20 protein-coding genes and 2 pseudogenes are annotated in these 21,992 nt (G+C 60.6%); 7 read left to right on the top strand and 15 right to left on the bottom strand.

Annotation, left to right across the window (positions count from 1 at the left end):
* Nucleotides 1-18 precede the first annotated feature (18 nt).
* Nucleotides 19-705 carry a DUF2334 domain-containing protein gene (locus HMPREF3009_RS03875; RefSeq protein ID WP_070515820.1) on the top strand — a complete coding sequence of 229 codons (687 nt, stop codon included), beginning with the start codon at nt 19-21 and terminating at the stop codon, nt 703-705.
* 112 nt (nt 706-817) lie between these two features.
* Here the strand turns inward: HMPREF3009_RS03875 and HMPREF3009_RS12995 are convergent.
* The 4 genes and pseudogenes from HMPREF3009_RS12995 to galE form a co-directional block, all read right to left on the bottom strand.
* Nucleotides 818-1,057: pseudogene (locus HMPREF3009_RS12995) on the bottom strand (transposase); the annotation flags it as partial.
* 308 nt (nt 1,058-1,365) lie between these two features.
* The gene (locus HMPREF3009_RS03880) at nt 1,366-2,460 is read right to left on the bottom strand and encodes a HigA family addiction module antitoxin (RefSeq protein ID WP_070515818.1); all 1,095 of its coding nucleotides are present in this window, start codon (nt 2,458-2,460) and stop codon (nt 1,366-1,368) included.
* A 14-nt stretch (nt 2,461-2,474) separates the two neighbouring features.
* Complete coding sequence (locus tag HMPREF3009_RS03885) at nt 2,475-2,774, bottom strand: type II toxin-antitoxin system RelE/ParE family toxin (protein ID WP_023025236.1); 300 nt, start codon at nt 2,772-2,774, stop codon at nt 2,475-2,477.
* Nucleotides 2,775-3,006: 232 nt separating this feature from the next.
* Nucleotides 3,007-4,041 (bottom strand): UDP-glucose 4-epimerase GalE, encoded by a 1,035-nt coding sequence (gene galE, locus HMPREF3009_RS03895; protein ID WP_070515814.1) that lies wholly within the window; start codon nt 4,039-4,041, stop codon nt 3,007-3,009.
* Between the two features lie 497 nt (nt 4,042-4,538).
* Here galE and HMPREF3009_RS13415 point away from each other — a divergent pair, with 497 nt between their 5' ends.
* Nucleotides 4,539-4,895 (top strand): hypothetical protein, encoded by a 357-nt coding sequence (locus HMPREF3009_RS13415; protein ID WP_158010559.1) that lies wholly within the window; start codon nt 4,539-4,541, stop codon nt 4,893-4,895.
* A gap of 186 nt (nt 4,896-5,081) precedes the next feature.
* The gene (locus HMPREF3009_RS13925; RefSeq protein ID WP_255365986.1) at nt 5,082-5,216 is read left to right on the top strand and encodes a hypothetical protein; all 135 of its coding nucleotides are present in this window, start codon (nt 5,082-5,084) and stop codon (nt 5,214-5,216) included.
* Nucleotides 5,217-5,451: 235 nt separating this feature from the next.
* Here the strand turns inward: HMPREF3009_RS13925 and HMPREF3009_RS03905 are convergent, their stop codons facing one another.
* From HMPREF3009_RS03905 to HMPREF3009_RS03935, 7 genes and pseudogenes are all read right to left on the bottom strand, one after another.
* Nucleotides 5,452-5,766, bottom strand: a complete 315-nt coding sequence (locus tag HMPREF3009_RS03905; RefSeq protein WP_174232238.1) for an NIPSNAP family protein — start codon at nt 5,764-5,766, stop codon at nt 5,452-5,454.
* Between the two features lie 99 nt (nt 5,767-5,865).
* Nucleotides 5,866-6,195: a DMT family transporter gene (locus tag HMPREF3009_RS03910; protein WP_003849969.1), complete on the bottom strand. Its 330-nt coding sequence runs from the start codon at nt 6,193-6,195 to the stop codon at nt 5,866-5,868.
* A complete protein-coding gene (locus tag HMPREF3009_RS03915; RefSeq protein WP_048733039.1) occupies nt 6,192-6,551 on the bottom strand; it encodes a DMT family transporter in 360 nt (119 codons plus the stop codon). The genes HMPREF3009_RS03910 and HMPREF3009_RS03915 overlap by 4 nt, the downstream gene beginning before the upstream one ends.
* Nucleotides 6,548-7,093, bottom strand: a complete 546-nt coding sequence (locus HMPREF3009_RS03920; protein WP_034666346.1) for a TetR/AcrR family transcriptional regulator — start codon at nt 7,091-7,093, stop codon at nt 6,548-6,550. The genes HMPREF3009_RS03915 and HMPREF3009_RS03920 overlap by 4 nt, the downstream gene beginning before the upstream one ends.
* Nucleotides 7,094-7,752: 659 nt before the next feature.
* A complete protein-coding gene (locus HMPREF3009_RS03925) occupies nt 7,753-8,169 on the bottom strand; it encodes a hypothetical protein (RefSeq protein ID WP_070516658.1) in 417 nt (138 codons plus the stop codon).
* Nucleotides 8,170-8,515: 346 nt separating this feature from the next.
* Nucleotides 8,516-8,989: pseudogene (locus HMPREF3009_RS03930) on the bottom strand (transposase family protein); the annotation flags it as partial.
* 111 nt (nt 8,990-9,100) lie between these two features.
* Complete coding sequence (locus HMPREF3009_RS03935; protein ID WP_232760912.1) at nt 9,101-12,346, bottom strand: ExeM/NucH family extracellular endonuclease; 3,246 nt, start codon at nt 12,344-12,346, stop codon at nt 9,101-9,103.
* Between the two features lie 229 nt (nt 12,347-12,575).
* Between HMPREF3009_RS03935 and purS the strand changes: the two genes are divergently transcribed.
* From purS to purL, 3 genes are read left to right on the top strand one after another with little or no spacing between them, the layout of a single operon-like run.
* Nucleotides 12,576-12,806 (top strand): phosphoribosylformylglycinamidine synthase subunit PurS, encoded by a 231-nt coding sequence (gene purS / locus HMPREF3009_RS03940; protein ID WP_039676532.1) that lies wholly within the window; start codon nt 12,576-12,578, stop codon nt 12,804-12,806.
* Nucleotides 12,806-13,468: a phosphoribosylformylglycinamidine synthase subunit PurQ gene (gene purQ, locus HMPREF3009_RS03945; protein ID WP_070680146.1), complete on the top strand. Its 663-nt coding sequence runs from the start codon at nt 12,806-12,808 to the stop codon at nt 13,466-13,468. Before purS ends, purQ begins: the two co-directional genes overlap by 1 nt.
* A gap of 28 nt (nt 13,469-13,496) precedes the next feature.
* Nucleotides 13,497-15,794 (top strand): phosphoribosylformylglycinamidine synthase subunit PurL, encoded by a 2,298-nt coding sequence (purL, locus tag HMPREF3009_RS03950; RefSeq protein WP_070680149.1) that lies wholly within the window; start codon nt 13,497-13,499, stop codon nt 15,792-15,794.
* A 137-nt stretch (nt 15,795-15,931) separates the two neighbouring features.
* On the opposite strand, the gene HMPREF3009_RS03955 is transcribed toward purL, so the two are convergent.
* Together HMPREF3009_RS03955 and HMPREF3009_RS03960 are read right to left on the bottom strand one after the other, a co-directional pair.
* Complete coding sequence (locus HMPREF3009_RS03955) at nt 15,932-16,891, bottom strand: Abi family protein (RefSeq protein ID WP_070511040.1); 960 nt, start codon at nt 16,889-16,891, stop codon at nt 15,932-15,934.
* Nucleotides 16,892-17,158: 267 nt separating this feature from the next.
* Nucleotides 17,159-18,196 (bottom strand): alpha/beta hydrolase, encoded by a 1,038-nt coding sequence (locus HMPREF3009_RS03960; protein ID WP_046649318.1) that lies wholly within the window; start codon nt 18,194-18,196, stop codon nt 17,159-17,161.
* Between the two features lie 243 nt (nt 18,197-18,439).
* On the opposite strand from HMPREF3009_RS03960, the gene HMPREF3009_RS03965 reads away from it, so the two are divergent.
* Complete coding sequence (locus HMPREF3009_RS03965) at nt 18,440-19,141, top strand: PAQR family membrane homeostasis protein TrhA (protein ID WP_046649317.1); 702 nt, start codon at nt 18,440-18,442, stop codon at nt 19,139-19,141.
* 30 nt (nt 19,142-19,171) lie between these two features.
* Here the strand turns inward: HMPREF3009_RS03965 and HMPREF3009_RS03970 are convergent, their stop codons facing one another.
* Nucleotides 19,172-19,807 carry a DUF6891 domain-containing protein gene (locus HMPREF3009_RS03970; RefSeq protein WP_049157184.1) on the bottom strand — a complete coding sequence of 212 codons (636 nt, stop codon included), beginning with the start codon at nt 19,805-19,807 and terminating at the stop codon, nt 19,172-19,174.
* 95 nt (nt 19,808-19,902) lie between these two features.
* On the bottom strand, nt 19,903-21,987 hold the full coding sequence (locus HMPREF3009_RS03975; protein ID WP_070680152.1) for an acyl-CoA dehydrogenase family protein: 2,085 nt from the start codon (nt 21,985-21,987) through the stop codon (nt 19,903-19,905).
* Nucleotides 21,988-21,992 lie beyond the last annotated feature (5 nt).

The following is a 21,992-nucleotide window of genomic DNA, read 5'->3' on the forward strand; positions in this document are numbered from 1 at the left end:
TGTGCGATAATTTTCCTTATGCATGGCCACCTTTTGGTTTCGATTTCCAGTATCTTCGACGACACCCGAAGGCAGGCCGCTGACCTGCTGGAGCAGTTCGATAAAGCGGATATCCCGGTGTCCTTGCTCGTAGCGCCACACATCGATGGCAATTGGCACCTGGCTAAGGATGCGGTTACGCAGTCTTGGCTTCGTGAGCAAGCTGAATCGGGCCGCGTGCTGATTCTCAATGGCTTTGACCAGGCGGTCCAAGGGCGTCGCGCGGAGTTTGCCAACCTGGATGCGCACGAGGCGCGCCTGCGCCTGAAGGGCGCGACCCGGCAGATGGCAAAGATCGGCTTCGAGCCCACTATCTTTGCGCCGCCGCGCTGGCGCATGTCGGAAGGCACGCTTACTGTCCTTCCCGAGTTTGACTTCGACTTCGCCGCCTCTACCCGAGGTATCCATGATTTGCGCTCTGGCGAGCTCCACCAAGCCCGCAACCTGTCCTTTGGTGAGGGTTTTGGTTCTGCGAAGTGGTGGCGCCGCAACATCATCCGCGCCGCGGAGCGCTCCGCCCAGCGCGGCAACACCGTGCGCCTATCGATTTCCGGCCGCAACCTCGATGACCGCAAGGTCGTTGCCGACTTCCTCAAGGCCGCTGAGCGCGCCGCTGCCGCAGGTGCGCGGCCTGCTGACTATTCAGTCTTTACGCACGCCGAATAGTTTGTGCGTTGCCAGAGGGTTAGGCCTGTGGAAGTGGTGTGTTTGTTCTTTCTAAATCGAGGATAGTGTCCGGGGCGGTGTTGGGGTCCGACTCGAGGTTGGTGTCAGTTCATTAGGCTGCTTCTTCGGCGGTCTTCGTGCTACTAGCATTGAAGGTGTTGGCGGCTATGAGGTTTCGGGTTTGTTCCAAGCTTGCCAGCGACATGTAGCGCTTTTGCTGGATCCAATCATTCTGCTGTTCAGCTAACACAGAATCGATCAGGCGGATTACAGAACTGCGGTTAAGGGAGATTCCTACAACGTCGGTGCGCCGCCGGATTTCCCGATTCAGTCGTTTTGTCGGATTTTTAGACTACACCTCAAAGCGCTGAAGGAAGTCTTCGATGCTAACCTCTCCCCCGAGATTAAGCGAGAGCTCGCTGAACGGTTTGGGCTGATCCTTTCAGCGATCCGTTGCATTGACTCTGAGTGTGTCCACCCAGTGAGTGTGATTGTCCTGCAGGCTCGTGCGCGACTTTTTCAAAATGTAGCGAAGAAATTCTTGGACATCGGAGCCGGCAGCAAGCCGTGTCCTTTCCGTAATAAGTACATCGCTTCCGTTACCTTCAGTGTCCGATAGGCAAACGCCTTGCTGATGGTGAACGAAGCGACCAATCTCAGTCAGGCTGGGAGGGGTGATTTCCACCTTTCAAGCTGAGCGATGACGGTGGGAGCGTTGCGCACGAGAGTGGTTTTCCACGACAGGTTACCCTCTTTTTGAAGCCTTCCAATCAGGGTAATGGGATGAACCCCTAGGTGGTCGGCTTGTTCTTTAATCCAGGATGAGTGCACACGATCAGGAACCGCCGGTAAAGGGCTAGAGATCGCGAGTTCGCTGGCCAGCTGGTCTGCCTGGGCTTCATTATCGGCACTGTCATCTGATAGGTCATCGAGGATGACCTCGCCATTGTCGACAAGGTGACCCAATAATATATGGGCTGTCTCATGCAGGATGGTACATAGTATCTTATCGAGCCGTTTCCCTCGTCCCGATATGCCAATTACGGGGTGCCCGTCGACCATCATGGCGCAGCCGTCGAGTTTTCCTCCCGGAAAAGCCTCCACATAAACAAGTTTCACCCCTGCCTCGGCGAACAGAGTCTGGAACTCAGCAAAAGCCTGCGGGTCACATGCTCTACTCGACAGTGTCCGGGCGAGGTCTTCTAGTGCCTTACGGGAGTAGGGGGCAGCCTCGAGAACGCTGGCAGTTGCTCTAACGCAAGCTGCCCACGCTTCCTGCAGAACAGTGACCTTTTCCTCGCAGTTACTACGTCGGGCGGCGAAGCTTATCCCCAAGGGATCTTCAAAGGATTTCTTGCCAAACAAGTTCAGCACCTCGCATGCCTGACTTTGTACGTCGGTGGCGGTGATGTATCCCCGCTTGACGAGCAGAGAGACGGGGGCTAGCTCTCGTAACTGTGCACGGGTTTTCACGACGTTGAGGTTGTTCTGCGTCCGGTCGTCCTGAGACTGCTTCCATAACAGGTAGGAGTCCTGGAGGTTAAGCCAGAATTCCGCGGAGGTGCCCAGGGCGGCACCGATCTGGGCTGCGGATTCGCGCGTAATCTCCTTTTTTCCGGAAATAATCTCCGAGACAAACTGTGCCGGACGTCCGAGCACCTCGGCAAAGTCGGCCTGAGTCCATCCGCGTGTGTCTAGCTCGTCAGCGAGGATCTCCCCGGCCGGGAATAGCTCCGCCGCAATTGGAGCATTCATGAGTTCACCTTCTCTCAGTGGTAATCCACCATTTCAATAACGATGACCACGCGGCCGTCGCTGTTGGTTGCGAATTTGAGGATGAGCCGAAACTGCTTGTTCAAGCGGATCGAAGAGGTCCCGGCTCGGTCGCCTTTCAGTTGTTCCAGATGTAACGACCGCATGGCCCGCAGGTCGCGTTCATCCACGGCTCCCTTCAGGATCTGGATTTTCTTACGATATGCCTTGATGATGTCCGAACCCCATCGTTTGGGGATGTAGGAGGCATCCTCGGCCACTCGTTGAAGTTCGTCGTCCTCGAAGAGGATGCGCACCAAGTCCACCTCGCCCAGTTCACTAGTGCCGCGCCCAAATGACGTGACCCTTCCCCTCGAAGTCGACAAGGAACCTGACCATCGACTGATCAACGGGCGGGACCGATTTGTAGCGGGAACTAGAACTTTCGTGACTCAAGATGATCGCGTCGCGGTCATTGAGGTGCCACAGTTCAACTGGTCGAGGAGAATGCCGAAACAGAACGACGTTGACGGCATCCATCATGATCCATCATGCTTCCCCGGCGTCCATTGCGGTGGACCGTTCGCGAATTAGTACAGACGGGAGTTTTTCTGCCCACTCTAGTGAATCTCTGACCCCGTCTGCGATGCTCAACTCGGCTTGCCAACTGAGGAGCTGTTCGGCCTTGTCGGTCAAAGTCGCACAACCCACGACATCACCGAGCCGCGGAGGAGCTGTCTGCACATTCAGGGGCTTCCCGGTCGCTTGCCCGAACGCGTCGGCGAGTTCGAACACCGTTGTTCCCGTTCCGGTTCCGAGATTGATGATATCGAAACCATCGATCTCGGATCTCGAGATGACCTCGTCGAAGTTCTGAAGCGCCGCCACGTGGGCCCGGGCGAGGTCCCAGACATGCACATAGTCACGAAGTCCGGAACCGTCGCGCGTGGGCCAATCGACACCCGTCACCGTGAATACCCCTCCGCTTCGATACGCCTCGATCATCTTGCCGAGGGCGTGTGTCGGATGTGGATCCTGGAGGCCACTACGCATACTAGGGTCTGCGCCGATCGGATTGAAATAGCGCAACGCGATCGCGTTCATCGCACCGGTGGCAGCGAAATCGCGCAGCACGCGCTCCAACATCCATTTGGATGCCGAGTAGGGACTCTGAGGGGCGACTGCTCCGGACTCGTCGACCATGTAGTCATCACCAGCTTCGTACATGGATGCGGTCGAGCTAAGAATGAAGCGGCGGACTCCGAGACCGGATAGCTCACGCAAAAGCGTCAGTGACTTGGCGACGTTGTTTTCATAGTAGTCGAGTGGCGCGGACACAGATTCAGGAACGACGATTTTCGCCGCACAGTGGATGACGGAATCGATATCTGGATGCTCAGACAGGATGTTCTGCACTACGCAGGTGTCCGCGATATCGCCTTCGTAGTTTGCATACGGCCGTGAGAACTCTTTGAGCCCCTTGCTGTAGTCATCCAAGATGACGGGCGTTATGCCATTGTCCTCGCAACATGCCGCAATGGTCGATCCAATGTATCCTGCTCCACCGGTGATGAGAACCTTCATGCATTATCCTTCAGTCGGATGCCGCGACCTTTAGCCGCGCTCGACAAGAGTATATCCGGTCGCGTCTTCTAGAGTTGTGTCTCAGCATATTTTCCTGTGAGGCAAGTGGGTCGGCAGGTCCCCGCGGCAGGCTCTCGTAACCGAGCAGGAGTCCTAGAGGCTCGGCCCGTCGACGCCCGGGTCCATTCTCGGAGAACTGGTCGGTCCAGAAGCCCGACCGGTGCCACTGCTGCGGGACTGGCTCGCCTTCGCCGCCCGGAGCTGCTCAGTGATCGAGTACCCGAAGATGGAATCGGTCGCCGATCCCGAGGGATCGGAGTGGGCGGAAGGTCAATGCGCTGTATCTGGCGGAGACGTCGCCGGGTGATTCGGAGACCGGTCACGGCCGGTCCACGACTGTCGATGCTACCGATGCTGCTGGTTCCGGGGGCCAGCGAGAGTCAGTGGAGTACGCGCGGGATCTCCTGATCGCGGCGTGCAGCCGGGAGCGGGCAGATGTGACCCCGCACGCGGTGTGGGGCAAGAACTGGGCTCGGTGGTCGATGGAGCGACTGTCGACGGATCTTGCGGTGGATGTTCACCCGTTCGCCGGCACGCCGATGGCCGAGGCGATGGAGCACCGGCGTCAGTTGCGGGAAGCACGGCTGGACGCCTACGCCGCCCGGCAGGCCGCTGGTTCAGGTGTGGCAGGTCCCGAGGCTCCGGCAGAGGTGCTAGAGGGCACCCAGGTGGCGGCACCGCGGCCGGACGCGCAGCGTCCGCTGCGGGAGGTCGACGACCACCTGCTGCGTCTGGCCGGTGAGCCCTGGGGTCTGCAGTTGAAGGTCAAGCAGGCCAGTGAGCCGCTGGAGTAGGAGGCCACCGCGCTGCGGAAGGTCGAGCAGGCCGCCGAAAAACTCACGGCCGCCCAGGAGCAGGCCGATCGATGTGCCGGACTGCTCCGGGTCGCAGAGGCACAGTTCCGGGATGCGGAGCAGGCTGCCGGCAGCGGGATCGGGTGGCTCAAGGGTGCCGGGAGGAAGAAGGTCGAGCAGCATGACTTGCACACCGCACAGTGGAAAGTCACCCAGGCACGGCAGCAGACCGCGGTGACACAGGAGGACGTGGAGCAGGCAGCCCGATGGCTGACAGTGGCGCAGCATCAGGCGGAGCCACTGCAGCTGTCTCCGCAGTGACGGCAGTCGTGTCAGGAGCAGTTGGCGTTGTATCGGCGTCTTGAAGACGCCGATGAGATTCACCGGGAGATGCTGGACCGTGAGCGCGAGCAAGCTCAGACGGTTGCCGCTGCTGCAGTTGGGAAGGATCTCCCAGCGGCAGAGGACATCGAGGTGGTGTTCGCTGAGTACACCCATCTGTACGCGCTGACCTGCGGCGTTGTGGGTTGTGCCGAGCGTGCTGCCGGAGTCCCTTTCAGTGTCCCTGGGGTAGGAGCGGCCGCATGAAGGTGCGCTCGTACCGCAGGACGCACTCGGACTCGTCTCGAATCCGGTCAGCGGCGATGAAGTCCGAGTGGGTGCCGAACAAGGTGCGGTACTGCTCGTAGGCAGCCAGGCTGGGGAAGCTGAACAGGGATTCCGCACGGTCACTCACACCTTCCGCGGGTAGGTAGTACCCGTGGTGGGTGCCGCCGTGTTCGTCGACATGCCGCATCCAAGCGCGGGCGAACTGTTCAAAGGCTGCGATCTGGTCGGGGTCGATGGTGTAGTGGACGACACAGGTGATCACATCCACAACGCTAGGCCCACAGGCGCTCATTGGGGAGCCTTTGTCTGTGCGCCTCGTGGTGCAGCACACCAATCTGCCTGGTTTACCTGCGGAAATGCGTCAGTTCGCCAAGTTGGCGCCGAGTTCAACGGTGAGAACTCCGACGGCGATGAGGAGGATGCCGAGGGCCATGGTTCGGGTGAGGGGTTCGTGGAAGATGACCCGGGCGAGGATCGCGGTGAGAGCTACGCCGGATGCTGCCCAGATGCCGTAGGCGACGCCAAGGGCCATGCCGTCGGCCAAGGCGAGACTTAAGGCGACGAACGCCACGAGATACCCCGCGATGACGCCGATGAACCATTTCTTCACCCGGCCACCGTCGGAGGCTCGTAGCGACATGGTCGCGACGACTTCGGACAAGATGGCGCCTGCGAGGAAGATCCATCTCATGAGTTGACTCCTGCTTCCTGGGCTGCGGTTTGCTGAGCTTTCTGGGAGCCGAGTTCGACGGTGAGGACACCGCTGATGATCGCAACCATTCCAAGACCCATCACAGCGGTCAGAGGTTCACCGAAAATCGCGGCGGATAGCACGGCGGCGAGCACGACCCCGCTGGCTCCCCAGATGCCATAGGCGACGCCGATCTGCATTCCTTCGCGCAGGCAGAAGGTGAGGAAGACGAAAGTGCCGATGTATCCGGCAGCAACCACGATGTACCAGGATGGGTGATTGAGCGCCGCCTTGAGAGACAGCGTCGCCGCCACTTCGGTAGTGATGGCGCCAGCGAGCAGGAACCACTGCTTCATGGGGTTGTTCCTTCGATCAGGGAGCGAATGCTGGAGACGACGGCTTCGAGATCCGCGCCGTGGAGGGTGGACACACCTGTGGCCTGGGCGCCCCAGAGTCCGTCGGCGGCGAGTCGGGCGGTGGTCAGCCTGGCTCGGGTGGCGGCGTCGAGATCGTCCGGGAGTTCGAGCCAGCGGCCCATCCGCGTAGTCCACGGTTCGGTGAGTTCGGGCCGATACGTCGCTTGGCCCCAGATGATGAACTCGGCGCGCTTGGCGGCCCCGTGGGCGGCGACGTGAACGTAGCTCAGGAGCCGCTCGGTGGCGTTGGCGTTCTCGAGGGGCTTGCCAAGGGTGGCAGTCATGTCGTTCTCGACGTTGGCCGCAGCGTGGTCGACGATCGCGGCGAGCAGTACGTCGCGGTTGCGGAAGTGATATAGCAATCCCGGTTTGGTGAGCCCGGCCTCGTGGGCCACTGCGTCAAGGGTAATGTCGCCACCCTCCGCTGCGTTCATGACGCGGAGGGCAGCTTCCAGGATCTCGGAGCGCTGACTGGTTCGCATATAGCTAACTTTACCATTTGGTAGGTGAAGCCTTCAACTGCGGGCGCTGGTAGGGGCACCTGGGGTACACCCTATTGTTACGCCGGTGTGCGGCAGAATGTTTCCTGCAAAATAGGGCCGTTACTAGCATTGTTTTAGACGTATCTAGCGGGGTCTAGGCCTTATGTCTAGGCCTTATGTGCTATGTCCATAGGGTTTGAAGCTCCATCAGTATTGCTGGCGGGTGTCCGGCTGCACTGTTGGCGGCGTCTAGCGCGTACTCGGCACTACATGAGGGTGTTGGAGACGCCACGACTCGGTGGTGTTGCGTCAACTTCTACTTGGAAAAGCCAGTTCTTGTGGCTAGCTTCAAACAGATCATCGCGATGTGCATTGAAGATGATGGGGTCTTTACGCGTTTACAGCCAACTACCCGCGCAAACACATGCAGATAAGCGTTTGGTGCTCTTGGGGCAGAGGTTTAAAAGCGTTCATTCGCTTGAAAATGCTGTTTTGCTGAGGTCATTACATGCGCCAGCTTCTCATACGGGCGCGTACGAAGGTACGGTTCCCTCTCTAATTAGGCGTGGTTCATTGAAAAGCGTGTACCCCGAGGAGTTTTCCCGGGGGCACACGCGTGTTTCTCTTAGCTCTTGAGAGCCAAGGAAGTTAGGGCCAATCTACTTAACAACAATCTTTACCATTACCGGCTCGTCATTGACAGTTACTTCCTGACTACCCTCGAGCGCTCGCGCGGAGGAAAGGCTGGAAAGCCCCGAACAAGATGCATTGATGGTATGTGAACCAGGTTCCAACGCGTAGAAGTACACGCCATTGGCATTAGTCGTGTGTACCTTTTCCTGCGAAAGACCAATAAGCCTACATTCGCCTGCCGGGTTACCACTGGAGGTTACAACCTGAATCGTTGAGTCTTCTGCATTGGGCTTCTGCTGCTCATCGTCGGGGAGACCTTGGCCTACACTGATTCCAACAACGAGGGAAATAATGCCCAGAACGGTACCAATGAGTCCGAGAAGATTACTGGGGTTATTAATGAGAGCTTGAACCTGAGCTGGAACCGGGATCGGTGGCTGCATTGTTTTGGATCTCCTTAATGTCATTGAAGGTATTCAGCATGCTTGGGCTGATACGTAGGGCACTGTTTTCAGGGTAGCCGAGCTGACTGATGCCATGCGTGTGAATGCCGATGGCAGCGTTGTCTGTGGTATAAACCGGCGAACCGCTTTGTCCGCCCGTGGTGTCTAAGTTATAGCAGAGTCGAGTTTGGGTTCCTGGCTGAAGGATTCCGCTCTCATTGTCCACAGTTGTCCGTAGTCGCGAATCAGGCCACTACCCTTCTCTCCTGGAAATCCGGTGACAGTTGCTTTTTGCCCGGAGAAAGCGGAAGAAGTATCGCTCGGTTTAATTCCAAACCAGCTGGAAGACTTGGTTGACCAGATCCCATCCCACACCGAGCGCTTTGGCGGTAGTCGACACACTCATCCGATCAATAGCAAGGCGCTGCAAGATCCAGCGAGTGACCCGGTGAGTGAGCTTGGAGCCGTCATCCGTGCAAGCCAAGGAGGCCTGGAAGATCTTTGTCTTACATGAGGCGGCTGTGCACAGGAATCTAGGGACTGTTACGTGCAGCCTAGTGGGGAATCCGACGACAGGAAGATCAACGAGTCGGCGAGTGGTGTGGTCGCGTAACTTACCTGACTGCCCGCAATCCGGGCACACGCCGATAACGGCTACTGGTGTGGCCCCAATGATGGTCAGGGGCCCGGCATCGGCGGCACCGGTGATGGCAAGTCCGATTTCCGCGGTACAGCAGATGGTGTCGGCAACGAGGTTTCCAGTAGGCACTTCACAGTGCGGGTCCCTGGTGTGTTCAGATGGTTGATTAGGAACTTTCATTTTCACACCAGGGGCCCTATATGTTGTGGTGACCCGCTGAACCCGTCGTGGCCAACTTCACCTCGCTACGCACTCTGAAACCGGAAGAGCCATTAAACTCAGGAGAGCGCTCTATTCAGACTCGGTTGGCGCGCAGGCTGCGGCGATGATGCCAAGCGCAGCCAGTAGACCAATGCCACCGGCAGCGTACTGAGCCTCACGCGGGAAATTGCGAGTGAGCGACTCAATCTGCTTCTTCACTGGCTCAAGGCCTGGGATGTTGAGCTTTGCGCCGAAGCTTCCGAGGAAAGCCAACGGAATGGCGAGTGCTGCTGGGATGGTGAGGCCGAGGACCGTCGGCAAGCAGCGCTCACTCACAGAGGAACCACCTGCCGGGGCGGCTGGCTTGTCGCCGGACTTGACGGTTTCTGAGGTGCCGTCGGTGTAGGTGATGACGAGGTTACCGTCGGCATCCGTGGTCACGAACTTAATGCCGCGGCCGTCCTTGCCATCTTTACCGTTTGCGCCATCGCGGCCTGGTGCGCCATCGAAGCCATCGCGGCCCGGCGTGCCCTGGTCGCCCTTCGCGTCGGCGAGGGTACCGAGAATCTCAGAGGTGCCGTCGGTGTAGGTGACGACCACCTCGCCCTTGTCGTTGGTCGTCACGGACTTGATGCCACGGCCGTCTTTACCGTCGGCGCCGTCCTTACCGTCCTGGCCGGCGTCGCCCTTGTCGCCCTTAGGGCCCTTGTCGCCGTCCTTACCGTCCTTGCCATCGGCGCCGACGACCTTGCCAGCATCCTCGGTGGTGCCGTCGGTGTAGGTGATGATGAGATGTCCGTTATCGTCAATGGTGACGGACTTGATGCCGCGGGCGTCGTCAGTCGGCGCTGGGTCCTCGGTCTTGTCACAGTCCTTAAGATCGTCAGCAGAGCGGGAAACCTGGGCAAGGTTGAAGCCCACCTTGACCGGATCGTGGTCGGAGGAGCGGTACGGGTTATCGGACTCAAAGACGTCCCCGCCGGTGTAGTTGCGGCGAGAGTACTCCATGGCAATCGGCTCATCGGAGTTGATGTTCCAGGTCTGTGCCGCCTTGGCGCCGACGTGCTCGTTGGCCAGGATGTGGTCGAGGGAGCCGAGGCGGCCGGAGAACTGGTAGGAGGCCACGTCCTGCCAGTCCTCTTGTGCGTTGAGCTCCTCAACCGGGATGGTGTAGCCGGCGTTGCGGAAGACGGAGATGGCATCTTCCTTGGAGTAAGCGTTCAAGTCACCCATGACGAAAGTGGCCTTCTCCTGCCACTGTGGCTGCTTGGACAAACCATCCAGGACTGCCTGGGCGTGGGCATTGCGCACGTTGGGGTTGTTGCCCTGGCCGTCGCCGGTGTCCTCGTCGCCCTTAGCCACCGAACCCTTGGACTTGAAATGGTTGGTGACCACCACGAAGGAATCCGGGCCCTCAGCAGTGCATTTGTCGGAGACGGGCTGGAACTCGGCGGCGAGCGGGGTGCGGGCGGTGCCCTTGAAACGCTCGTCCTCTAGCAAGGTGGCCTCACCTACTGGCTGGACGCGGTCCTTCTTGTAGATAATCGCGGTGCGGATGACATCCGTGTCCGCCGCGGAGTTCGCTGGGGCCTTGACGTAATCCCACTTCTCAGAACCCGCGCGGGAGTTGAGTTCATCTACGAGGTACTTCACGGCATCGTCATAGGTGCCCCCCACGGTGTTCGCGGCGTTTTCGATCTCCGACAAGCCAATGACATCGGCATCGAGGCCCTCCAGCGCGGTGAGGATCTTGCCCTTCTGGTCATTGAACGCGGACTCGGACCACGCCCCGCGGAAGGTGGGGCTGTCGGAGCCGACGCCGTTGCCAAAGCGGTTCTTGTACGCCTTCGCGCCGTTGTCCTCACCCAAGTTGATGAAGAAGTTCAGCACGTTAAACGCCGCCACGGTGTAATCGCCAGCCACCTGCGGGGCCTCCGGGCGGGCCGGGTCCCACGTAATCGGTAGGTCTGCGGTTACGGAGTCACCGGTAATCATCGAAGTGGGCTGGAAGCGCCACTGCTCGTGACCGTAGCCCAGGATCACGCCGGAGTCCGCAAACTCCACCTGGTTGGTGGTGCGGATGGTTTTGACCTCCGAGCCGTTCTGCATGATGTACGGCAGCTTCGTCGAGGCCCCATCACGAGTGAAGTCACGGGTAGAGCCGTCATCGAGGATGACGTACTTCGCCGCGTTGGATTCTTCCAGAGCATGCATTTCTGCGCTGCCCGGGGCGAACTTGTCCGTCGGCTGACGCAGCGCCTCAGTGCCCGGCGCTAGCCCGAGCTCGCCGAAGCGGTTGAGACCGTAGTTATCAGTCACGGTGTGCACGCCAGGCTTGAGCAGCATGGACTCGAGCTTCTCTCGCGCCGCATCGCCTTCCGGCAGGGCATCGATGGCCAGCGGGGTGACGGGGGAGAGGGCGTCGTCAAGCGTGGAGCCGGCGCTCAGGGCAATCTGGGTCTGCCCAAAGTACTCATCAACGGTGCCGGTGACCTCCACAGAATCCCCGATGGCCGGGTAGAAGCCGGTACCACCGGTGTAGACGAAGACGGCCTCGGAGGCCTCGGTTGGCGCGGTCTGGCCCGTGCCCGGGGTCTGGATGGTGAAGCCGTTGAGGGACTTCTTGTCCTTCCACACCGCGGTGACGACGCCCTGCGTGGTGACGTTCTGGCCCTTGAGCGGGGACTCTGCGCCGGTGCCCTGGATGTCCGGGATGGTGACGGTGGAGCCCGGCTCGGCCGGGGTGGGGTCCGGTTGCGGGGCTGCGCTGCCGCCCGACTTCGGGGTTGGCGCAGCCGCAGAGAAGTCCGCAGAGTTGTCGTCGGTATCGGTGCCGTTGGCGTCGCGCTGGGCGGAGGTGGTGTTGTTCAAGGCTTTGGTGGGGGAGCCCTCGCTGAGCGACGCCGCCCCGTACCCCACGAGGTCCACCTCGGCCCCGGAGGCGTCGTAAAGCTTTACCGAGCCCTTGGAGCCGGACATAGACAGCGTGCCCTCACCATCCGGGGTGGGCAGCGGATCACCTTCGCCGCCGCCACCTTCCTCGATGAGGAAGTATCCCCCGGCCGGGATGGAACCGGACAGGTCGTGCTTGCCGCCCGAGTTGCCGGAGGAGGAAAAGTATTCGACGGACCAGCCGGAGAGGTCAATGGCGCTATCCGTCGGGTTGTAGAGCTCGATGAAGTCATGGGTAAAAGCGGCACCCTTGTTGCCGCCGCCACCATAGACCTCCGAGATGACGGCAGTGGAGCCATCCACCGCGGCGCCGGCCTGGGGGACAACGACGCAGGTGGACACTAATGCAGCGATGGCGAGAGAGCCGATGCGTGTGAGGCGCATGAGAGGTTCCTTTAATCAGCGAGAAAATGACAACGCATCTGGTTCTACCTGCCTTCGCCGCCACGGGATACCGGAGGACAACGCGCGAGCTGGGGGTTAAGCCGGGATTCCCCAAGAATTCTTCAGTCGTTTGGTTTGAATTCACCACCCCCAAAGATTCCGAATCTTTCCCGCTGGCGGGATAGACTGGCGGGGCACCTATACTCACGCACAGTAAGGCAGAATTTTCATGGCTCGTGTAGTTGTCAATGTCATGCCCAAGGCCGAGATTTTGGACCCGCAAGGTCAGGCCGTCGTCCGCGCGCTGGGCCGCCTGGGGGTTGCTGGTGTCAGCGACGTGCGCCAGGGCAAGCGCTTTGAAATTGAAGTCGATGATTCGGTCAGCGCCGAGGAACTCGAGAAGGTTGCGTCCACCCTTCTGGCGAACACCGTGATCGAGGACTACGAGGTTATCCAGTAATGAAGATCGGCGTTATTACCTTCCCCGGCACGCTTGACGACGTCGACGCGGCCCGCGCCGCCCGCACCGCCGGCGCCGACGTCGTGTCCCTGTGGCATGCGGACGAGGACCTGCGAGGAGTGGACGCCGTCGTTGTTCCCGGCGGCTTTTCCTACGGTGACTACCTGCGCTCCGGCGCCATCTCTGCGCTGGCCCCGGTCATGCGCGCGGTGGTGGAAGCAGCGAATAAGGGCATGCCGGTGCTCGGCATTTGCAACGGCTTCCAGATTTTGACGGAGGCCGGCCTGCTGCCCGGCGCCTTGACCCGCAACCAGGGGCTGCACTTCCACTGTGTGGATACCTACCTCGAGGTGGCGAACGCGCAGACCTCCTGGACTAGCGAGTTTGAGCAGGGCCAGCGGATCCTGATTCCGGCGAAGCACGGCGAGGGCCGCTTCCAGGCGGATGCGGAGACCGTGGAGCGCCTCGAAGGCGAAGGCCGCGTGGTCTTCCGCTACACGGATAACTTCAATGGCTCCATCAACGACATCGCCGGTATCCCCAACGAGGCCGGCAACGTGGTGGGACTCATGCCGCACCCGGAGCACGCCATCGATCTTCTCACCGGCCCGTCCACCGACGGTCTGGGTTTGTTTGTGTCCGCCCTCAAGGTCGTCGCTTAGTACGCGCCGACGGTTATAAGGAGAAACAATGACCGTACACAACGACACCGTCGAGCAGGCGGCCGCGCAGCCTGAGCTGGAGCAGCCCTACCGCGAGTTGGGCCTGAAGGATGACGAGTACGCGCACATCCGCGAGATCCTGGGCCGCCGCCCTACCGACGCCGAGCTGACCATGTACTCGGTGATGTGGTCGGAGCACTGTTCTTATAAGTCCTCCAAGACGCACCTGCGCTACTTCGGTGAGACCATGACTGAGGAAATGGGCTCCAAGATCCTAGCCGGCATCGGTGAGAACGCCGGCGTGGTGGACATCGGAGACGGCAACGCGGTGACCTTCCGCGTGGAAAGCCACAACCACCCGTCCTACGTGGAGCCGCACCAGGGAGCGGCCACGGGTGTCGGCGGCATCGTCCGCGACATCATGGCGATGGGCGCTCGCCCGATTGCCGTGATGGACCAGCTGCGCTTCGGCCCGGCTGATGCCCCCGACACCAAGCGCGTTTTGCCTGGCGTGGTTGGCGGTATTTCGCACTACGGTAACTGCTTGGGCCTGCCCAATATTGGCGGCGAAACTGTTTTTGACGAGTCCTATGCGGGCAACCCGCTGGTCAACGCGCTGTGCGTGGGCACGCTGAAGGTGGAGGACCTCAAGCTCGCTTTTGCCTCCGGTACCGGCAACAAGGTCATGCTCTTCGGCTCGCGCACCGGCCTCGATGGCATTGGTGGCGTGTCCGTGCTGGCCTCTGACACCTTCGAGGATGGCGCGGAGCGCAAGCTGCCGGCCGTTCAGGTGGGTGACCCGTTCGCGGAGAAAGTCCTCATCGAGTGCTGCCTGGAGCTGTACAAGTCCGGCATCGTCGTGGGCATCCAGGACTTGGGCGGCGCGGGCCTGGCGTGCGCCACCTCCGAGCTGGCCGCCGCCGGTGATGGCGGCATGGAGATCAACCTGGACAACGTCCCGCTGCGCGCAAAGGATATGACCGCCGCGGAGATCCTTGCCTCCGAGTCCCAGGAGCGCATGTGCGCCGTGGTGACCCCGGAGAACGTGGAAAAGTTCAAGGAGATCTGCGCGCATTGGGACGTCACCTGCGCCGAGATCGGTGAGGTTACCACCGGCAAGCACCTCATCATTCGCCATCAGGGCGAGGTCGTTGTGGATGCCCCGGCCGGCACTATCGCGGACGAGGCCCCAGTCTACGATCGCCCCTATGCCCGCCCGGAGTGGCAGGATGCGCTGCAGGAGTTCACGGGCGTCGAGAAGCAGGACCTCACCGTGGCGCTGAAGAAGCTCGTGGCCTCCCCGGCGCTGTGCTCCCGTGATTTCATCACCGAGCAGTATGACCGCTACGTGCGCGGCAACACCGTGCAGTCCCACCACGCGAACGCCGGTGTGCTGCGCATCGACGAGGAGACCGGCCGCGGTATCGCGGTATCGGCTGATGCTTCTGGGCGCTACACCAAGCTGGATCCGAACATGGGCACCCGCCTGGCGTTGGCGGAGGCCTACCGCAACGTCGCTGTGACCGGTGCACGCCCGGTCGCCATCACCAATTGCCTCAACTATGGTTCCCCGGAAAACCCGGACGTGATGTGGCAGTTCCGCGAGTCCGTGCATGGGCTTGCCGACGGCGCCGTGGAACTCGGCATCCCCGTCTCCGGCGGCAACGTCTCCTTCTACAACCAAACCGGCGAGGAGCCGATCTTGCCGACGCCCGTCGTGGGCGTCCTGGGCGTTATCGACGACGTCCACAAGTCCATCGGCAACGAGCTTGGTCTCGTGGAGGAGCCGGAGGTCCTCGTATTGCTGGGTGAGACCAAGGATGAATTTGGTGGCTCCATCTGGCAGCAGGTCAGCGCTCATGAGCAAGGAAATGAGTCGGAGAATGGTTTGAATGGTCTGCCGCCGCAGGTGGACCTGGCCAACGAGCAGCGCCTCGCGGACTTCTTCGTGGGCAACGAAGGCTTGACCGCTGCACACGACATCTCCGAGGGTGGCCTTGCCGTCACCGCATTCGAGATGGCCAAGCGCAGCGGTGTGGGCCTGAGCCTGGACCTGTCCAAGGTTCACGAGGATGCCTTCGTGGCAGCCTTCTCCGAGTCCGCCTCCCGCGTGCTCGTGGCGACGACCGCGGACCGCGTCGACATGCTGCTGCAGCGCGCTGAGGAGTGCGGTGTACCGGCCGTCGTCGTCGGCCAGACCACCGACAACGGTGAACTGGAACTCGGCGGCGAGTCCATCGCCGTTTCTGAGCTGCGTGAGGCCTGGGCTGCAATCCTGCCGGACCTCTTCGGCCACGCGGTCGGGGCAAACTCCGTGGTGGAGTAGGCCCCACTCACGCTGCTTGTCCCGCAGTTTCTAGAAGAAAAGCCCAGCTTCGGCTGGGCTTTTCTTTCCCCGAAGAGCCGCTTCGTAAGACCCACGAAATTCGCAACTGTTTGTTGCTTCAAAGGCATGAAAAGAACTTAAAGTGTCTTTTCATCCCAGTCGCTTTGAATTCCGATACTGGCTTTTTCAACAAGAGGATTCGTGAGGAAGTGCTGGTTTAATGATGCCACTACTTTGTCAGGCCAGGTAGTCCCAGGGGACACGGTTCGTAGCATATGCGCCATGACAATTAAAGCGCCGAATAGCTTTTCACTTTGAATCTCTGGCAGGAGGTAAAGGCTCCCATTGCTACGGATAACTTCAGTTGGAGCCGGAGCAAAAGAACGATTCCATAGCCTTCCATGGTGCGCACACGTATTCCGAATGATAGTTAGCTGCTCGAGCCAACTTGCCAGCGGATGTTTTTTCGTAAGTTTTTGCTTCTGATTCCTATTCAAACTAGCGAAGTCGATCTTTATATCCAGCGCTTCCGAAATCGATCGCTGATCGTTGGATCCTAAGCCTGCATAGAGCTTTGAAATATCCGAAAAATCGAGCACTTCAGCCACAACCCACATGGGATACTGTCCACCGTATTCATCAATGTAGTGCTTCACGGCGTCGTTCTTCTTTGCCCTCGCGAGTCGTCCATACGCTGTACTCAGCCACGACACGTGGTCGAAGTTTGGCCGAAAGTCGTCTGAGCGGAGGTAGAAAGTAGGATCATTGGGGTGTCGAGTACATAGCAGCTCGACGAGCTTGGTTCGCATCGCTACTTCGATTCGCTCCATTCCGTCATGGATCAGGGTGCGGAGTTTCCTATCGGCTTCATATAAGGAGATGACGTGCACAAAATCGGTACCATCGACGAAGTGACTTGAACGACTAGTTCCGTCTTCATTGAATTGTCTGGCTGGATACCAATAGGCAGAAAGTCGGTAGTAGCTAACGTGTGAAAACCATTGTTCAGCTAAAGCTTTGTCGATCTTCATGCCACGGCTTTGCAACCGAATAATATGCTCGTCAATGGTCGCTGCTGGCTTGAGCGATGAAGACATGGGAAGCCAATCTAGAGAGGGGACGAGTTGTTGTGGGGATCGGTTCGGCGGAACGGCGTAAATAGAGATCCAGCCCACTCCGAGTTTCCGAAGAGAAACCGGGCGGGCTGAACTATTAACCAGCATTTTACCGCAGGACCTTGAAATGCGTCAATCCCACTTTTCAGGTAGACGTGCACGTTGAAGGTCTAGTTGTTCATCCGAGGCTCTGTGAAATTAGGGTGCATCGGGGACATCGCCCGAAGTGAGGCGGCAACCTGTTATTACTTAAGCACCGATGGTGCGGGCGATGGTCTGGTCCCAGCTCAGCTTCATCTGGTGAGAGAAGAGGCCGAAGGTGTGCGAGCCTTGGGGGCTGAAGTAACGGTTCACGCGCACCCCGGCGTTGCGGGCGTTGCGGGTGAATTCCTCCGAGCAGTGGTTGGCCACCATCTCTATCGCGCGGGGCCCGAGCCACTGGCTGGGCTTGTTCGTGCCATCGATGGGGCCCGGGGTGCCGGAGGCCGAGCCCACGAAGACCTCGACGTCGCGAAGGCGGCCGGGATTAGCGTTGGGGTCGTGGTCGAACCACTGCGGGGAGCCCGGCAGGCCCCACGCGTTGAAGGAGGAGCCGCCGCCGTAGGCCATCATCGCGGTGGAAGTGGGGAAGCCAATCGCGCCGGAGCGCACCGGGCAGCCGGAGTAGGAGGCCGCGGCCTTGTAGCGCTGTGGGGCGTGGCCGGCGATGTCGAGTGCAGCACCGCCGGTGGAGGAAACACCACCAATGGCATCGCGGCCGGTGCCGTGGAATTCGGCGTCGATCAGCGGGGGCAACTCAGTGGTCATGTAGGTGTTCCACTTGTTGACGCCCAAGATGGGATCCTCGTTATCCCAATCGGTGTAGAGAGAATAGGCGCCGCCGAGTGGCATCACCACGTTGACGTTCTTGCCCACGGCCCATTGGCGAATATCGGTGTGCGTCATCCAGTTCATGCCCGCCTGGCCGCCCTCCACGCCGGGCAGCAGGTAGAAGGAGGGGCGCGGCTTATCGCCCTCGGGGAGCAGGACGTTATTGGAAATCACCGCACGGTTGGCCGGGGACCACACGTCCACCACCCAGTGGTTGCCGCCCATGTGGCGCTGTGAGGTGATGAAAGGCTCGTCGCCCAGCCAGGGCTGCGGGTTGGTCACGCGCGAGGAAACCTCGCCGATCGTGCTGGACTGAGCGGAAGCGGAGCCGACGCCTGCCGACGCCGCCCCCAGCGCCACCATGACGGCCGCGAGCAACGTCGCGGTGCGGCGAGGAACTGAGACATAGGAAAACACAAATAGTGAAGTTTACTTTGTCGGCGCCTTCGAACTGCACATAGCGGCAGAAAACCTGGCGGTAGCTTTCGCTTAGCCCTTGTCCGCTGCAGCGCCCCGCCGTATAGTTACGGGTACGTAAGTTTTGAGGGTGAATGCGTTATTCGCATGACCCTCATTTCAGACAAGGCAAGGGCCCTCACTATGAACGCACCCAGTGCTCACATATCCTCCCCGCAAGAGTTTCCAGTTGAAGACAGCTCTATGCGCGAACACAGCACGATGGAGCAGCTCATCCAGCGCACCTATTGGATGGCGGACCGTGGTCCGCGTCCACTGACGCGCGGCTGGGGCCATTTCTTTGCCGCGATTGCTTCCCTCATCGCATCGACCGTCCTCATTACCTTTGGGTGGATGACGTTGCCGTGGTGGCAGGGTCTCGCGGTGACGGTCTACGGCGTGGGAGTGGTGGGGCTCTTTACGGTCTCAGCCCTGTACCACCGCTGGCCGTGGGTATCGATGCGCGCGGTGCAATGGTGGCGGCGTGCTGACCACGCGACGATTTCTGTGTTTATCGCGGCGACGTACACGCCGCTGTGCGCCATCGTGCTGGAGCCGACGCAGGCGCTATGGATGCTAACTGCGGCGTGGGTGGGCGCCATCATGGGCGTGGTCTTGAATTTGGTGTGGATCAATCATCCGCGGTGGTTGGATGTGGTGGTCTACCTCGTCCTGGGCTGGCTCATTCTGCCGCTGCTGCCAAACCTGTGGCAGTCCGCGGGGCCGGCTGTAGTGTGGCTGCTGTTCGCAGGTGGGGTGGTGTACTCGCTGGGTGCGTTGATGTACGGCTTCAAGTGGCCGGGGCGTAATGCGCGCTGGTATGGCTACCACGAACACTTCCACACCGCGACGATCGCCGCGGCGGTGGTGCACATGGTAGCCATCTGGATGGTTGTGGCGGGCTAGCCCTATACAGGGCTAGCGTTGTGGGGCTATTTACTCGGCATCGGTGAGATCTTCGGCGAGGGGGAATTCGAGAGCGACGTCCTGGCACAGAACGCGCGCTGTCGTCGAGCCATTCCACTCGGGATCAAAGCCCACGGCGCGCAGGGCCTCGACGAGTTGCTCGCCGACCTTGATGGTTGCTTCTTCGTTTTCCTCCATCGCGGAGAAACCGAAGTACAGCTCGCCGTCGTAAATAACTCGGCTGATGTCCTGTCGGTGGCAGTAGGCATAGCCGCTGCGGCCTTCCTTCTCAGCGAGCTTGGAGCCTACCCAGACGCCGTCTGAGAGATCCCAGGCCTCGTTGAACGTGAAGGAGATATCGCGCTGAGCAAGCTCCTCGCGCAGGGCTTCGAGGCGCTTAACATCCTCCGACTTTTCTGTGACCAGCCGGCCGTATTCTGCGGCGACTTCGTCGATGATGGTGTCAAAATCCTCTGGATAAGGTTCCTCGTAGCTGGCCTCCCATTCGGAGGGGTCATCGAGGACTTCAATGTAGTCGTTGTGGATGTCCTGGCGAGATTCGCCGTGGCAGAGGCGCAATGCGATGTCATTGCGAAGCGGACTTGGCTCAAGGAGATCATCGGCGGGTGGGAAGGAACTGGAGAACATCGGATGCTGTGTGGTCATAGCTCAGAGAGTAACCAGCCCCTATCGCTACTTTCAGAAAACTAGGGAGGGCACCCCGCCAGATGGCGAAAGTGCCCTCACTATGCGTGGAGTGACTAGACGTGGAGCGGATCCACTCCGGCCTCGGTCAGCATCGGGATGTTGTGTACCTCAGGCGGAACGCCGAAGGCATCGACGAGCACGACGGACCACGGTGCCAGCGAATCCACGAGGTCGTTGATGGCGGCGCGGGCGGCCTTGATCCGGCCTGCCGGGATCAGGTTGTGTTCCTGGTACCAGCCCGCGTGCTGGACCAAGGTGTCGAAGACGAAGAGGTGGCGCAGCTGCTCAAAGACCTGGCGTGCCAGCGAACCTTCCTCAAGACGCTCCTCTGCCTCAATCATGGCCTGGACCAACAAGGTATCCACGCGGGCCCAGCCGGCGGCGATGAGGTGATCCTGGCACTGATCCACGATGGCGGCGGCCTGCACCTTATCGGCCTTGCGGGCCGGCTGGATGCGGCGCACGAGGGAGAAGAGGATGGACTGGGCACGGTCGTCGATCAGCTTGGCCTGGTAGGTGGCGTCGAAAAGCGAAGCTTCGGAGGGGTTCACGCGGTCCACCAGGCCTTGCAGACGGGTGGTGAACCCGTAGCGGCGACGAACCACATCGGTGGCGGTGGAGGCCGCGTATTTCACGGTGTCCCACGGGCTCATGTCATTCATCGCGCGGCCGTAGGCGGTGAGCAGGTTCTTGCCCACCATCTGGATGAGCACGGTGTTATCGCCCTCGAAAGTGGCGAAGACATCGGAGTCGGCACGGTAGGTAGTCAGGCGGTTCTCCGACATGTAGCCAGCGCCGCCACAAGCTTCGCGGCATTCCTGGATGGTGCGAGTGGCGTGCTGGGTCTGCGCAGTTTTGATGGCCGCGGCCAAGGATTCCATCTCGCGGGAGGCGAACTTCTGCTCTTCGGTCGGCTCCGTGACGGACCACGTGCCGGCCTCGTGCTGGTCGTTTTGCTCCTGGTAGCGCTCCAGAATCTGGTTGTAGAGCAGGTGCAGCGCGTACGTGCGGGCCAGCGGGATGAGCAAGCGGCGGCGGTGCTGACGGTGCTCGATGAGGCGCTTCTCAGCGCCGGTCGCGCCCTCAAACTGGCGGCGGCGGTTGGCGTAGCGGATGGCGATGTCCAGGGAGGCCTCGGTGGCTGCGCCCGCCGCACCGGAGACGCCGATGCGACCGCGGATAAGCGTACCCAGCATGGTGAAGAAGCGGGCATTCTTGGACTCGATGGGGGAGGTGTACCTGCCATTTTCGTCCACATCGGCGAAGCGGTTGAGGAGGTTCTCGCGCGGCACGCGGACGTTGTCGAAGCGCAGGGTGCCATTGTCGACGCCCACCAAACCACCCTTGTGGCCATGATCGCCCAGGGTGACGCCTGGTAGCTCGTTGCCTTCTTCATCGCGGATAGGGACGATGATGGCGTGGACGCCGTGGGAGCGGCCATCGCTGTCCGGGGTAATGAGCTGGGTGAAGACGACGGCCGCACGGCCGTCCTTGGCGGCGTTGCCGATGTAGTTCTTCACCGCGGAATCGGAGGGGGTGTTGATGACGAACTCGTTGGTCTCCGGGTCGAAGGTGGCGGTGGTTTCCAGGGACTGCACGTCGGAGCCGTGGCCGCGCTCGGTCATAGCGAAGCAGCCTGGCAGCTCCAGGCTGGCGGCTTTCTTGACCCACTCGAGGTGGCGTTCGGTGCCGAGCTGATCCAGGGCGCCGCCCCACAGGCCCCACTGCACGCCGGACTTAATAGCCAGTGAACCATCAACCCAGGCTAGGCCCTCCAGGGTGAAGGTGGACAGGTTCGGCTTCCCGGAACCGCCGTTGGCGCGGCGCAGGCCGTGGTTGAAACCGCCGAAGTCGCGGACCTTGGAGAGGTTGTCAAAGGTGTGCTGGCGCTGCTCCGCCATCGGCAGGTCCGGCTTCGGGAAGAGCGAAGGGTCGTTGAGGAAGGTGCGCAGCTCCTGGCGGAAGGCGGCGTGGGGGCCGTCGAGAAGCGCAGCCAGTTCGGTGGCCACGGAAGGCTTCGGGGTGGTGGGCAGGCGGTGCGGGCTGCGGGCCTCGGCCTTGGGGGCGTCGGTCGTGGCTTGATTGTTGAGTTCTGGTGAGACGGGTTTCGTGTCCGAGGAGGACTTGGTGAGTGCCATGGTGG

Source organism: Corynebacterium sp. HMSC034H07 (assembly GCF_001815175.1).
Classification (GTDB): Bacteria; Actinomycetota; Actinomycetes; order Mycobacteriales; family Mycobacteriaceae; genus Corynebacterium; species Corynebacterium hiratae.

Coding starts and splice junctions, on each gene's coding strand:
- HMPREF3009_RS03880 (WP_070515818.1), bottom strand. CDS start 2,460: ATGAATGCTCCAATTGCGGCGGAGCTATTCCCGGCCGGGGAGATCCTC.
- HMPREF3009_RS03965 (WP_046649317.1), top strand. CDS start 18,440: ATGCGCGAACACAGCACGATGGAGCAGCTCATCCAGCGCACCTATTGG.
- HMPREF3009_RS03915 (WP_048733039.1), bottom strand. CDS start 6,551: ATGAAGCAGTGGTTCCTGCTCGCTGGCGCCATCACTACCGAAGTGGCG.
- HMPREF3009_RS03955 (WP_070511040.1), bottom strand. CDS start 16,891: ATGTCTTCATCGCTCAAGCCAGCAGCGACCATTGACGAGCATATTATT.
- galE (WP_070515814.1), bottom strand. CDS start 4,041: ATGAAGGTTCTCATCACCGGTGGAGCAGGATACATTGGATCGACCATT.
- HMPREF3009_RS03935 (WP_232760912.1), bottom strand. CDS start 12,346: ATGCGCCTCACACGCATCGGCTCTCTCGCCATCGCTGCATTAGTGTCC.
- HMPREF3009_RS03925 (WP_070516658.1), bottom strand. CDS start 8,169: ATGCAGCCACCGATCCCGGTTCCAGCTCAGGTTCAAGCTCTCATTAAT.
- purS (WP_039676532.1), top strand. CDS start 12,576: ATGGCTCGTGTAGTTGTCAATGTCATGCCCAAGGCCGAGATTTTGGAC.
- purL (WP_070680149.1), top strand. CDS start 13,497: ATGACCGTACACAACGACACCGTCGAGCAGGCGGCCGCGCAGCCTGAG.
- HMPREF3009_RS03920 (WP_034666346.1), bottom strand. CDS start 7,093: ATGCGAACCAGTCAGCGCTCCGAGATCCTGGAAGCTGCCCTCCGCGTC.
- HMPREF3009_RS03975 (WP_070680152.1), bottom strand. CDS start 21,987: ATGGCACTCACCAAGTCCTCCTCGGACACGAAACCCGTCTCACCAGAA.
- purQ (WP_070680146.1), top strand. CDS start 12,806: ATGAAGATCGGCGTTATTACCTTCCCCGGCACGCTTGACGACGTCGAC.
- HMPREF3009_RS03970 (WP_049157184.1), bottom strand. CDS start 19,807: ATGACCACACAGCATCCGATGTTCTCCAGTTCCTTCCCACCCGCCGAT.
- HMPREF3009_RS03875 (WP_070515820.1), top strand. CDS start 19: ATGCATGGCCACCTTTTGGTTTCGATTTCCAGTATCTTCGACGACACC.
- HMPREF3009_RS03910 (WP_003849969.1), bottom strand. CDS start 6,195: ATGAGATGGATCTTCCTCGCAGGCGCCATCTTGTCCGAAGTCGTCGCG.